Origin of the sequence: Sphingomonas kyeonggiensis, from assembly GCF_014204495.1 — a bacterium.
GTDB lineage: Bacteria > Pseudomonadota > Alphaproteobacteria > Sphingomonadales > Sphingomonadaceae > Sphingomonas > Sphingomonas kyeonggiensis_A.
On record NZ_JACHLN010000003.1, the window covers coordinates 590790 to 603538 of the forward strand.

The 12749-nt window shown below is 68.9% G+C and carries 11 protein-coding genes; 8 read left to right on the forward strand and 3 right to left on the reverse strand.

The genetic code is table 11. From position 1 onward, the window contains the following. The first annotated feature begins 2 nt into the window (after positions 1 to 2). From HNP52_RS16895 to HNP52_RS16910, 4 genes are read left to right on the forward strand one after another with little or no spacing between them, the layout of a single operon-like run. The gene (locus HNP52_RS16895; RefSeq protein WP_184168785.1) at positions 3 to 2048 is read left to right on the forward strand and encodes an FUSC family protein; all 2046 of its coding nucleotides are present in this window, start codon (positions 3 to 5) and stop codon (positions 2046 to 2048) included. Next, complete coding sequence (locus HNP52_RS16900) at positions 2045 to 2260, forward strand: DUF1656 domain-containing protein (RefSeq protein ID WP_184168786.1); 216 nt, start codon at positions 2045 to 2047, stop codon at positions 2258 to 2260. The genes HNP52_RS16895 and HNP52_RS16900 overlap by 4 nt, the downstream gene beginning before the upstream one ends. Further along, positions 2257 to 3162 carry an efflux RND transporter periplasmic adaptor subunit gene (locus HNP52_RS16905; RefSeq protein WP_184168787.1) on the forward strand — a complete coding sequence of 302 codons (906 nt, stop codon included), beginning with the start codon at positions 2257 to 2259 and terminating at the stop codon, positions 3160 to 3162. Before HNP52_RS16900 ends, HNP52_RS16905 begins: the two co-directional genes overlap by 4 nt. Beyond that, positions 3155 to 4558 (forward strand): efflux transporter outer membrane subunit, encoded by a 1404-nt coding sequence (locus HNP52_RS16910; protein WP_184168788.1) that lies wholly within the window; start codon positions 3155 to 3157, stop codon positions 4556 to 4558. The genes HNP52_RS16905 and HNP52_RS16910 overlap by 8 nt, the downstream gene beginning before the upstream one ends. 6 nt (positions 4559 to 4564) lie before the next feature. Here HNP52_RS16910 and HNP52_RS16915 read toward each other — a convergent pair whose 3' ends face one another. Continuing rightward, positions 4565 to 6280 carry a peptidase M61 gene (locus tag HNP52_RS16915; RefSeq protein ID WP_184168789.1) on the reverse strand — a complete coding sequence of 572 codons (1716 nt, stop codon included), beginning with the start codon at positions 6278 to 6280 and terminating at the stop codon, positions 4565 to 4567. Between the two features lie 87 nt (positions 6281 to 6367). Next, positions 6368 to 6874 carry an Lrp/AsnC family transcriptional regulator gene (locus tag HNP52_RS16920; protein WP_184168790.1) on the reverse strand — a complete coding sequence of 169 codons (507 nt, stop codon included), beginning with the start codon at positions 6872 to 6874 and terminating at the stop codon, positions 6368 to 6370. Between the two features lie 141 nt (positions 6875 to 7015). Between HNP52_RS16920 and HNP52_RS16925 the strand changes: the two genes are divergently transcribed. Together HNP52_RS16925 and HNP52_RS16930 are read left to right on the forward strand one after the other, a co-directional pair. Further along, complete coding sequence (locus tag HNP52_RS16925; protein ID WP_184168791.1) at positions 7016 to 8206, forward strand: aromatic amino acid transaminase; 1191 nt, start codon at positions 7016 to 7018, stop codon at positions 8204 to 8206. Continuing rightward, positions 8203 to 9126 (forward strand): DMT family transporter, encoded by a 924-nt coding sequence (locus HNP52_RS16930; RefSeq protein ID WP_184168792.1) that lies wholly within the window; start codon positions 8203 to 8205, stop codon positions 9124 to 9126. The genes HNP52_RS16925 and HNP52_RS16930 overlap by 4 nt, the downstream gene beginning before the upstream one ends. Here HNP52_RS16930 and HNP52_RS16935 read toward each other — a convergent pair. Then, positions 9106 to 9579: an Lrp/AsnC family transcriptional regulator gene (locus tag HNP52_RS16935; protein WP_184168793.1), complete on the reverse strand. Its 474-nt coding sequence runs from the start codon at positions 9577 to 9579 to the stop codon at positions 9106 to 9108. The genes HNP52_RS16930 and HNP52_RS16935 overlap by 21 nt on opposite strands. Before the next feature lie 128 nt (positions 9580 to 9707). Between HNP52_RS16935 and HNP52_RS16940 the strand changes: the two genes are divergently transcribed. Together HNP52_RS16940 and HNP52_RS16945 are read left to right on the forward strand one after the other, a co-directional pair. Further along, the gene (locus HNP52_RS16940; RefSeq protein WP_184168794.1) at positions 9708 to 10661 is read left to right on the forward strand and encodes an ornithine cyclodeaminase family protein; all 954 of its coding nucleotides are present in this window, start codon (positions 9708 to 9710) and stop codon (positions 10659 to 10661) included. Then, positions 10661 to 12736, forward strand: coding sequence for an amidohydrolase family protein (locus tag HNP52_RS16945; RefSeq protein ID WP_184168795.1), 2076 nt, complete (start codon positions 10661 to 10663; stop codon positions 12734 to 12736). The genes HNP52_RS16940 and HNP52_RS16945 overlap by 1 nt, the downstream gene beginning before the upstream one ends. The last annotated feature ends 13 nt before the right edge of the window (positions 12737 to 12749 follow it).

The window sequence follows — 12749 nt, forward strand, 5'->3', positions numbered from 1 at the left end:
CCATGGGGCAGGGATTCGGGCTTCCCACCGCGCTGTTCGCGGTCAAATGCTATGTCGCGGCGATGCTCGCGCTGTATATTTCGCTGAGCATCGGGCTTGAGCGGCCCTATTGGGCCTTCCTGACCTCGTTCATCGTTGCCCAGCCGCTCGCCGGCGCGGTGATCTCCAAGGCGCTGTTCCGGCTGATCGGCACCTTTGTCGGCGGGGTCGCCGCCGTCGCGATGGTGCCGCCCTTGGTCAATGCGCCGGAACTGCTCACGCTGGCGATCGCGAGCTGGCTGGCGATCTGCGTGTTCGTCTCGCTGCTCGACCGCACGCCGCGCGCATACATGTTCGTGCTGGCCGGCTACAGCGCCTGCATCATCGCGCTGCCGAGCGTCGATGCGCCCGGCGAGATCTTCACCGTCGCGATCCTGCGCGTGCAGGAGATCGGCATCGGCATATTGTGCAGCAGCCTGGTGCATGGCGTGGTGATGCCCGGATCGATCACCCGGCTGCTGCTGTCGCGCGTCGATGCGATGCTGGGCGATGCCGAGCGCTGGTCGCGCGACGCGATCGCCACCACGCCGGTGCCCGAGCTCGAGGCCGAGCGCCGCCGCCTTGCGCTCGACGTGACCGAGCTCCACCAGCTCTCGATCCACCTCCCCTTCGACCCCTCGCGCCTCGCCCCACGCGTGCGTACCGTGCGCGCGCTGCAGGACCAGCTCTCGATGCTCCTCCCACTCGGCGCCGCCGTGCAGGACCGGCTCGAGAACTTCCAGAGCGCAGGCGGCACCGTCTCGCCGGAAGTCACCGCGCTGATCGACGATTGCCGCGCCTGGCTCGCAGCGCCCGAGGCCGACCCCGCCGAGCGCCATACAAGCGCCGAAGCCCTGATCGCACGTTGCACGGCGCTGGAGCCCGAGGCCGGCCCCGAGACCAGCTGGACCGAGATGCTCCGCCTGAGCCTGCTCGCCCGGCTCGGCGCGCTGATCGCGGTGCACCGCGACTGCCGCGACCTGCGCGACCAGCTCATCACCCATCGCCGCCAGCCCGTTACCCCGCGCGTCGCCGAGCTGCTCGGCGGGCGTCGCAACCGCGAGCTGCACCGCGACTATGCCGGCGCGGCGCGCGGCGCGTTCGGCGCCTTCGTCACCATCCTGCTCGGCTGCGCGCTGTGGATCGGCAGCGGCTGGGCGGACGGATCGACCGCGGTGATGCTCGCCGGCGTGTTCCTCGCGCTGTTCTCCGCCTTCGACAACGCACTGGCACCGCTCAAGGGCTTCATGATCGGCACGCTGATCGCAACCGTGCTCGGCGCGATCTACGGCTTCGCCATCCTCCCCATGCTCGATGGCTTCTGGATGCTCGCGCTGGCGCTCGCCCCGGTGCTGCTGGTCGGCGGCGCGCTGATGTCATCCCCGCGCTATGGCGGCATCGCGCTGCCAGCGATGATGGGCATGGGCAGCCCGGCGCTGCTCGCCGCGACCTACAGCAGCGACTTCGCCAGTTATGCCAATGGCTCGATCGCCCAGCTGGTCGGCACCTGGTTCGCGATCGTGATGACCGCGCTGATGCAGGCAGCCGGCGCACACCATGCGATCCGGCGGACGATCCGCGCCGGCTGGGCCGATATCGCCCAGCGCGCCAATTTGATGCGCGCGCCGGACGTGCGCGGCTGGATCAACCGGATGCTCGACCGGATCGGACTGCTCGCGCCCCGGCTTGCCGCGATCGGCGAGGACAGCGGCCGCCCGCTCTACGACGCGCTGCGCGACCTGCGCACCGGCGTGGCGATCGGCGAGCTGCGCCAGCTGCGGCTGGATCTGCCGCCCGGGCAAGGCGACGCGCTGACCGAGGTGCTCTCGGGCGTGGCCGACTATTATCGCGGCCTCGATCCCGACCTGCCGCCCCCCTCCGATCCTACGCTGCTCGACCGAATCGACGGCGCCATCGCCGCGACCGCCGACTATCCCCAGCCCGCCTTCCGCCGCGAAGGCACGCTCGGTCTGGTCAGCCTGCGCCGCAACCTTTTCCCTGAAGCAGCCAGTTACCGGAGGGCCGCATGATCGGCGAAGTCTCGCTGGACGGCGTCTACCTGCCGACGCTGTTCGTCCTCGCGCTCGGCGCACTGGCGCTGAGCTTCGTGCTCACCCGGCTGATCGGTGCCTTCGGCCTCTATCGCTTCGTCGCCTATCGCGCGGCGGTCGACCTCAGCCTGTTCGTGCTGAGCCTCGGCCTGCTCGCCTTCCTCGTCCCGTTCTTTGGATTGCGTCTATGAAACGTCTCGCCCTCCCGCTGGCGCGCAGCGCCGCCACCCTCGTCATCGTCCTCGCCGCGATCGCCGTGGCGGTGTGGATGTGGAACCATTATGAGCGCAGCCCCTGGACGCGCGACGGGCGGGTGCGCGCCGATGTCGTGCGCGTGACGCCCGATATCGGTGGCCTCGTCACCTCGGTGGCGGTGCACGACAACCAGCCGGTAAAGGCCGGCGACCTGCTCTTCGTGATCGACACGCCCCGCTACGCCCTGGCGCTGCAACAGGCCAATGCCCGGGTGGCGAGCGCGCAGGCCACGCTCGGCCAGGCCCGCCGCACCGCACGGCGCGACCTGGCGCTGGGCGACCTCGTCGCCGCCGAAGCGCATGAGCAGAACCTCGCCGCCGTCGCCACCGCCGAGGCCGCGCTGGCCCAGGCGATCGGTGCCCGCGATGCCGCCGCGCTCGACCTGAAGCGCACCCGCGTCCACGCCTCGGTCAACGGCGTCGTCACCAATCTCGACCTCCACCCGGGCGACTATCTGGGCGCGGGCAAGCAGGCGATGGCCCTGATCGACCGCGACAGCCTGCGGATCGAAGGCTATTTCGAGGAGACCAAGCTGCCGCTCGTCTGCATCGGCGCGCCTGTCCATGTCCGGCTGATGGGCGAGAGCGCCGACCTGACCGGCCATGTCGACAGCATCGCCTATGGCATCAACGATTCCACCCGCAGCGACAGCGGCAACCTGCTGCCCACCGTCCAGCCGACCTTCTCCTGGGTCCGCCTCGCCCAGCGCATCCCGGTGCGGGTGCGGCTCGACAAGGTGCCGGCGGACATGCGGCTGATCGCCGGGCGCACCGCCACCGTTACCGTCCAGCCCGCCGACCCCAATGCCAAGCAGCCGGTGGCCTGCCACCATGCGTAAGCCGCTCACCGCATCGCTGATCGCGCTGGCGCTGACCGGCTGCGCTACCGCCGGGCCGGACTATCATCCGCCCGAGACCTCGGCCGCCACCGCGCCCGGCGCCACGGGTCCGTTCCTCTCGGCCACCGGCCCGGGGATCGATGGCAGCGCTCCGCTGCCCGATCACTGGTGGCGGCTCTACCAGGACCCGCAGCTCGACGGGCTGATCGAGCAGGCGCTGTCCGCCAATACCGACCTGCGCGTCGCCCAGGCCAATCTGGTGCGCGCCGAGGCGGTGCTGCGCGAGGCCGATGCCGGCCGCGACGTCACCACCGGGATCAGCGGCGGCACCACGCTCGCCCGCCCCTCGGGCACCGGCACCGACCTGCCGGGCAACGTCGCCTATAATTTCGGGGTCAGCGCCTCCTATCCGATCGACCTCAACGGCCGGCTGCGCCGCGCGATCGAGGCGAGCCAGGCCGATGTCGAGGCGGTGACCGCGGCGCGCGACTATGTCCGCGTCAGCGTCGCCGCCGCCACCGCGCGCGCCTATGGCCGGGTCTGCGCCGCCAATTACCTGCTCGGGGTCAACCGCAAGGTCGTGGCGCTCCAGCGCGACACGCTGACCGCGACCCGGCGACTGTTCCGCGGCGGGCGCGGCACCGCGTTCGACGTCAGCCGCGCCCAGGTCGCGGTGGAGACCAGCGAAGCGGCACTCCCCGCCTTCGAAGGGCAGCGCCAGTCCGCGCTCTACCTGCTCGCCACGCTGCTCGGAAAACCGCCCGCCGACTATCCGCGCGAAGTCGCCGATTGCGCTGTGCTGCCGAGCCTGCGCAGCCCGCTGCCGACCGGCGATGGCGCCGCGCTGATCCGCCGCCGGCCCGATATCCGCCAGGCCGAGCGCAAGATCGCCGGCGACACCGCGCGGCTGGGCGTCGCCACCGCTGCGCTCTATCCGCAGATCAGCATCGGCGGGTCGCTGGGCCTGTCCGGGCCGCTCAAGGACATTGGCGGCGGCACGTCCTTCGGGTTCAGCCTGGGGCCGCTGCTCAGCTGGTCCTTCCCCAACCGGCCGGTGGTCAAGGCACGGATCGCCCAGGCCGACGCGCAGGTGCAGGCCGATCTCGCCGGATTCGACGGCTCCGTGCTCGAAGCGCTGCGCCAGACCGAGACCGCGCTCGAGACCTATCGCCGCGACGCACAGCGCGCCGATGCCCTTGCCCGGGCAAGCGGCAGCGCGGCGCAATCGGCGGCGCAGGCGGGCAAGCTGTTCCGCTTCGGCCGAGGCGACTTCCTGTCGCTGCTCGATGCCCAGCGCAGCTATGCCGGCGCCGAAGTGACCAGCGCGGCGGCGCGGGCGCAATTGCTCGACGACCAGTTGGCGATCTTCCTCAGCCTCGGCGGAGGCTGGGAATAGCCGGCCTCACTTGCCGGCGACGCGCTCCCATTGCCAGGCGGCGACGGTCTCGCCGCGCGGCAGGTAGCGGATCGACAGCGTCTCGGTGCCGCGCTTCACTTCGAGCGTCAGCATCCGGGTCTGGTCGCCCTGCAGGCCGTCCTGCGAGAAGGTGTTGAGGATCTCGTCGCCGTTCCGCAGCCCGGCCTTCTCCGCTTCCGAGCCGGCGATCAGCCCCTTCACCAGCTTGGGGCGCACGGTCAGCGATGCGGGATCGAAGCCGAGGTCGAACCGGCGCAGCTGGCGCGAGACGCGGCGGAAGCCGGGGCCGAACGCGTCGGACGGCGGGGTGACCGTGCCGCCGGCGAGCATCGCGTCGAGATCGGCGACACCCTTGGCGCCGAGCTGCTGGCTGAGCAGCGAACGCCACAGCGCCTCGTTCATCGGCTTGCCCGCCTGGCGCGCCGCCAGCATCGTCCGGACCATATCGTCGAGGCTGTGCTTGCCGGCCGAAGCTTTGCGCACCGCGGCGTCGAGCGCGGCGAAATAGAGCGAGCCGCGATCATAGGGCAGCACGCGGATGCGGGTGTCCTTCCAGAAGCCGCCCGGGATCTCCGAGTTCGGCACGTTGATCTTGATATTGGTATAGTAGCGCGCGGCGGTCTCGTTGAGGTCCGCCAGGAACTCGTCGGCGGTGATCATGCCGGCGCGATAGGGCAGCATGCGCTGGTAGTGCACGGCCAGCCCCTCCCCGAACCAGGACCGGTCGAGCCCGCCCGCTGAGTCCATCGATTCATCGAGCGAGCGTACCCAGCTGTGCAGCATCTCGTGCGCGAGCAGCGACTTGAGGTCGTCGGGCTTGGAGATGTGGTTGAAGGTGAAGGCGAAGCTGTCGGTCAGGCCGATGCCGCTGCCGGGGTTGCGGACATTGGTGCGCCCGAACACCCCGAAGCTGGGCGGCATATAGCCGAAGAACTTGCCGTAGAAGCGGTGAAGATCGCCCGCCCAGTGCATCAGCGGGTCCATCGCGAAGGGCGGCGTGCCCTGCCAGGCGGCGAAGAAGCCGTCGCCGCCCGCCTGGAACACGCCGGGCTTGCCGGCCATGTAGTAGACCGAGGAGAGACGCGATGCGGGCAGCGGTTCGCTGCTGGTGATGTCGCCCACGCCGAAGCTGGAGACGCCGACCCCGCCCGGGCCATAGGCGGCGAAGTCCCAATGGATCTTCGCACGGCGCGCGGTCTCGTCGGCGGGGAGGATCACGAACGCGTTGGCGGCGGCCGAGAAGCCGTCCAGCTCGGTGCGCATCTCATATTGCGGCAGCGCGAGTGGCGGCGCGGCGGCATCGATCGGCACGCGGTAGCGGATCGTGACCGCGCCATCGATCGCGCGCGGCGCCTGCCAGATGCGCGTGCGGTTGGAGCCGTCTTCCTCGACATCCTTCACCGTGGCCGCGATCGTGCCACTGGCGTCGGTGATCGCCAGGCCCTGCAGGTCCTTGCCGCTGGTCACCACGGTGTTGGCGACCAAAGCGAGCTTGAACAGCTCTTCCCCGGCCTTGCGATGCACGCCCTGCGTGACCACCGTCACATCGACATAGGGAATGTTGTGTGCGGCATCGGGCGCCGAGGGCGCGATCGTGATCGCCAGTTCGGGTGCCGGCTCGGCGGTTCCGCCATTGCTTGCCGAAACCGGCACCAGAGCAATGGCCATGGCCAGGACAGTGTTTCGGGCAAGCTTGGTCATGCATTCTCCTCCGCTGCCCCGATCCTATCGGCTGGAGCCGCGAAAATTTCTGCGATCTCCCGCCGCAGAACCGGTCTTGCACATGATTTATGCGTGGTCGGCGCTCTGCCCGACCGATTGCCGCGCGAACCGCACCGGCAGCGCGGTGCTGCTCTTTAGGTTTTCCAGCACGATGCTGGAGCGGGCCGTCGCCACTTCGGGGGCGACCAGCAGCTCGCTGACGAGGAAACTGTTGAAGCTCGCCAGGTCGCGCGTCGCCACCTTGAGGATGATGTCCGCCTCGCCGGTCAGCGCCTGGCATTCGAGCACTTCGTCCATCGCGATGATGCGCTGGTGGAAGGTCTCCAGCCATCCGGCCTCGTGCGAGCGCAGGCTCAGCAGCACATAGGCGCTGACGCCGATCCCCAGCTTCTCGGCGTCGAGCACGCCCGCCACCCGTGCCAGATATCCGGCCTCGCGCAGCTGATGCATCCGGCGCGAACATTGCGAGGCGGAGAGATGCACGCGCTCGCTCATCTCAACCGGGCCGATATCGCCCTGCACCTGCCATTGCTCGAGGATACGGAGATCGAAGCTGTCGAGTTCGCGCGCCATTCGGCGATCCTGCATCAAATTTGCGCGAACCGCCATATCTATACATCGATGATGCAATATCAGCCAAAAGAACGGCCATTTCGCACGCACTTTGGCGTGTCACCCCGGTATTTTGCAGTGCAATAACAAAGGGGTCTCACCATGTCGTTCGATACGCTTGCGCTCCAGCCCGCAGATCCGCTGCTCAAGATCATCGGCGCGTTCCGCCGCGATACCCGCACCGACAAGATCGATCTGGGCGTCGGCGTGTTCCGCGACGAGGACGGCAACACGCCGGTGATGCGCGCGGTGAAGCTGGCCGAGGAGAAGCTGCTGCGCGAGCAGCAGAGCAAGTCCTATCTGGGCCCCGAAGGCGATATCGGCTTCGTCGAGCGGCTGGCCGACAAGGTGCTGGGCAATGCCGTGCCCGTCGAGCGCCGACACGGGCTGCAGACGCCGGGGGGCACGGGCGCGCTGCGCCTTGCCGCCGAACTGCTCGCCAAGGCCGGGGTGCGCCGCATCTGGGTCGCCGCGCCGAGCTGGGCGAACCACGCCCCGGTGTTCCTCGCAGCCGGGATCGAGCCGCGCTTCGTCGAGTGCTTCAACATCGCCGCACAGCATCTCGACCTGGCCCATTTCCTCGAGGCGCTGGACGGCGCCACGCCCGGCGACGCGGTGCTGTTGCACGGCTGCTGCCACAACCCGATGGGCATCGATCCCGGCCCGCTCGGTTGGCAGGCAATCACCGAAGTCGTGGTGCGCCGCGGCCTGTTGCCGCTGGTCGACCTCGCCTATCAGGGCCTGGGCGAAGGTTTCTGCGAAGACTCGCTCGGCACCCGCATATTGCTGGCTGCGGCGCCATTCGGCCTGCTCGCCTATTCCTGCGACAAGAATTTCGGCCTCTACCGCGAGCGCGTCGGCGCACTGTGGGTTACCGCGCCGGATGCCGAGCAGGGTGCGATCGCTCATTCCAACCTGCTCTCGCTCGCCCGCGCCAACTGGTCGATGCCGCCCGATCACGGCGCTGCCGTCGTCCGCGTGATCCTGGAGGACGCCGAGCTCACCCGCATCTGGCGCGAGGAGCTGGATATGGTGCGCGAGCGGCTGGCCGGACTGCGGCGGGCGCTGGCCTCCGAGGGGCGGATCGGCAAGGTCGACCTGACCCAGATCGCCCGCGGCAAGGGCATGTTCGCCACGCTGCCGCTCAGCCGCACCCAGATCGACTGGCTGCGCGACGAGCATGCGATCTATCTGGCGGGCTCCGGCCGGATCAACATCGCCGGCTTCACCCTCTCCACCATCGCCCGCTTCTGCGACGCGCTGCGTGCATTGGACCGAGCCGGCGTGGCATGACCAGTTCGAACCTGACCACGGGCGCCGGCACGCAATCGTCCGGCACCCGCTGGTCGATATGGAACAGCCCCTATCTGCTGCTCACGCTGGCGGCATCGCTCTGGGCGAGCAACTTCGTGCTCGGCCGGGCGATCCCGCACGGCATGGCGCCGGTTAGCATCTCCTTCTGGCGCTGGACGCTGGCGGTGCCCTTCACCCTGCCCTTCGCCTTCCCCTATCTGGCGCGCGACTGGCCGCTGATCCGGCGGGGCTGGCCGATGCTGCTGCTACTCGCCGGGCTGGGCCTCGCCGGCAGCAACACGCTGGCCTATTACGCAGTGCGGATGACCGGGGCGACCCCAGCGCTGCTGGTGCAATCGGCGATTCCGATCGCGATCATCGGCCTGGGCTTGCTGTTCTTCGGCGAGCGTCCCGCGGCAGGCCAGCTCGGCGCGATGGCGTTCGCACTGGCCGGGGTGCTCTGCGTAATCCTCGGTAAGCCCGGCACCTCGGGCAGCCTCAACATGGGCACCCTGCTCGCCTGCGCGGCGATGCTGTCCCAGTCGCTCTACGCGACGCTGCTCCGCAAGCGCCCGCGCGTGCATCCGGCGAGCTTCCTGCTCCTGACCTTTGCGGGCGCCGCGCTGCTGATGCTGCCCTTCCAGCTTGCGACGGGGACGCCGCTGCCCCTCGAGGACGCGGGTGGGTTCGCCGCGCTGCTCTACCTCGCGCTCGGTCCCTCGATCCTCGCCTTCTTCCTGTTCAATCGCGGCGTGGCGCTGGTCGGATCGGCGCGGGCGGGGCTGTTCTTCTACCTGATGCCGGTGTTCGGCACGATCTTCGCCGCCGCTTTCCTCCACGAGAGCATCGGCGCGGTGGAGCTGACCGGCTTCGCGCTGGTCGGCGCCGGCTTCGCCCTGTCAGCGCGACGGCAGCGGTAGGCGGTGGCTGCACTTCATCTCGGATAGCGTCGCCACCGATCGGATGTCCTCGACACCCGGCAGGCGCAGCAGCGTGCGGAAGGTGAAATTCTGGTACCAGGCCATGCTCGGCGCCAGCACCTTCAGCATCACGTCCATCTCACCAAACAGCGTGTACGCCTCGGTTATCTCGGGGATTTCCTCGACCGCGCGCATGAAGCGCTCGCGACCCTCGTCGCTCAGCCGGCCCATCTTGAGCTGGGCGAAGATATACATGCTCTCGCCGAACTTCTCGCGGTCGAGGATCGCCACCTGCGCCTTGATATAGCCTTCCTCGCGCAGCCGCTGGATCCGGCGCCAGCAGGGCGATTGGGACAGGCCCACCCGCTCGGCGATCTCGCTGGAGGATTCGGAGGCGTCGATCTGCAGCCGCTCGAGGATCTTGATGTCCATCCGGTCGAGAGTGTCGGCCATATTTATGCGCCTCCCCGGCGAAAATTGGATCATATTTTCGCGAACGCTAAATTACACTGCGATGACAGGCAAGCGTTTGCGGGGCCGCCGACTTATCCTGCCTGCACGGTTCCAACGGGAGGCAAGGGATGAAGCGCGAGCAGCTGGCGATCTTCGACGGCCAGTATGTTCGCGATCACCTGAGCTATCCCGACTGCATCCGCGTCGTCCGCGACGCGATGGAGGCGCTGTCCGCGGGCACCACCCGCCAGCTCCTCCGCACGATGATCCCCCTGGGCTCGGGTCGCACCTTTGCCCAAATGCCCGGAGCGCTCGGCGAGCGCGAGATGTTCGGTGCAAAGATGATAAGCGTCTTCGCCGATCCCAGCTCGCCGGGCCTCCGCCGGCATCGCGGTGTCGTGCTGTTGTTCGAGCCCGACGAGGGCGAGCCGGTCGCGATCGCCGATGCCGAGGAGATCACCCATATCCGCACCGCGGCGGCCACCGCGGTCGCCACCGATGCGCTCGCCCGCAAGGATGCCCGCACGCTGCTGATTATCGGCACCGGCGGCCAGGCGCGCACCCATTTGCGCGCGCTGCCCTTGGTCCGCGACTTCGACCGCGTGCACATCTGGGGTCGCTCGTTCGACAAGGCACAGAGCCTCGCTTCCGAATTCGCCACGATCGGCGCCGAAGCGGTCTCCGACCTCGAAGCCGCCACCAGCCGGGCCGACGTGATCTGCACGCTCACCACTTCGGCCGAGCCGGTGATCCTCGGCGCCTGGCTGCGCCCGGGCACGCATGTCAATCTGGTCGGCTCAAGCGGCCCCGGTCCGGTCGAGGCCGACAATGCGCTGGTCGCGATGAGCCGCTACATCGCCGACAGCCGCGCCTCCGCGCTCGACGCCGCCGCTGAGTTCCTCGTGGCGAAGCAGGCCGGCCTGGTGACGAATGACCATATCGTCGCGGAGATCGGCGAAGTGCTGCTCGGCCGCATTCCCGGTCGCCAAAACGACACCGAGATCACCCTCTACAAGTCGCTGGGCCATGCCGTGCAGGACCTGGCCGTCGCCGCCCATCTCTACCGGAGCTCGCTCGTCTGATGTCGCCCGTCCTTCTGCGTACCGCTCTGCTCGCTTCCACCCTGTTCACCGCCATGCCCGCGCTGGCCCAGCATGAGCGGCTGAGCGTGATCGCCAATGGCGAGAAGGTCGGCTTCGTCGATGCGGACCAGCAGGGCAGCAACGTCACGATCAAATATGACGTGAAGAACAATGGCCGCGGCCCAACCATGGCGGAGACGATCGCGCTGGGCGCCGACGGCCTGCCGGTGCGCTGGGCACTCGACGGCAAGTCGACCTTTGGCGGCGATGTCCATGAAAGCTTCACGCGCGAGGGCGGCACCGCGCGCTGGACCGATTCCATGGGCGAGCGCAGCGCCCCGGTCTCCGGCGCGGGCCTCTATATCGGGCAGAATGCCAGCCCCTGGGCGCTGGGCCTTTATGCCCGGGCGCTGCTCAAGCGCGCCGACGGGACGCTGGCCGCGATGCCCGGCGGGCAGCTGCGCATCGAGAAACTTGGGCCGGCGAAGATCGGCACCGCGACCTATCAGGCCTATGCGATCAGCGGCATCGACCTGTCGCCCGAGATGATCCTGCTCGACGGCCAGCAGCGGCTGTTCGCGGTGCTCGATACCGGCGGCGCGGTGGTGCGCGAAGGCCATGAGGCGGAAGTGCCCGCGCTGGCCAGGCTCGCGACCGAGCTGACCGCGAAGCGCTATGCCGCGCTCCAGCAGCGCTTCGCCCACAAGATCGACGCGCCGGTCCGCATCCGCAACGTCCGCGTCTTCGATCCAGCCTCGGGCAAGCTCGGCGATCCGGTCTCGGTGCTGTTCGCCGAGGGGCGGATCACCGGCATCCAGCCGCTCGATGCCCCCGCCTCGCCCGGCGAAGCGACGATCGAGGGCAATGGCGGCACGCTGCTGCCCGGCCTGCACGACATGCATGCGCATATCGGGCTGGAATCGGCGATGCTCTATATCGCCGCCGGGGTCACGTCGGTGCGCGACATGGGCAATGACAATGTCTTCCTGCCCCAGCTGATCCGCCAGATCGACGCGGGCGAAGTCGCCGGGCCGCGCATCGTCCCCAATGGCTTCCTGGAGGGCCGCAGCCCCTATTCGGCGCGGCTGGGCGTGGTTGCCGACAGCGAGAACGCGGCGATCGACGCGGTGCGCTGGTATGCCGCACGCGGCTATTGGCAGGTGAAGATCTACAACAGCATGAACCCCGCCTGGGTGCCCGCCATCGCGCAGGAAGCGCATCGGCTAGGCATGGGCGTGACCGGGCACATCCCCGCCTTCACCAATGCCGATGCGATGATCGCGGCGGGCTATAACGAAGTCACCCATATCAACCAGCTGATGCTCGGCTGGGTGCTCGACCCCAAGGAGGATACCCGCACTCCGCTGCGCCTGACCGCGATGCGGCGAACCGCAGGGCTCGACCTTGCCTCGGCCAAGGTGAGCAAGACGGTGGACGCCATGGTCGCCGGGCATGTCGCGCATGATCCGACGGCGGTAACGCTCGAGCTGCTGATGCTCAGTCGCAACGGCGCGCCCAGCCCCTCGGTCGCCAGCTATATCGATCACCTGCCGATCGGGCTGCAGCGTCGCCGGCGCCAGGCGATCGCGCCGATCGCCGGCCCGGAGGATGCCGCCGCCTATGACGGCGCGATGGTCAAGGTGAAGCAGTTGCTCAAGCTGCTCCACGATCGCGGCATCACGCTGCTGCCGGGCACCGACGACGCGACCGGGCTTTCGGTGCACCGCGAGCTGGAAATCTATGGCGAAGCGGGCATCCCAATCCCCGAGGTGCTGCGCCTCGGCACGCTGACGCCCGAAGTCTATATGGGCCGCGACCAGGAACTGGGCTCGATCGCCCGCGGCAAGCGCGCCGACTTCCTGCTGCTCCCGGGCGATCCGACGAAGGACCTGCGCGAGCTGCACCGCATCGCGATGGTGGTGAAGGGCGGGACGATCTATTTCCCCTCGGAGATCTACCCGGCCTTCGGGGTGAAGCCGTTCGCGGAGGCGCCGAAGATCGTGCGGCAGGCGGCAGCGCCCAAGGCTGCGGGCAGCGGCCCGTCGCATGACGTGGCGGACGAGTTCCTGTTCTGACCGGAGCAGCTTG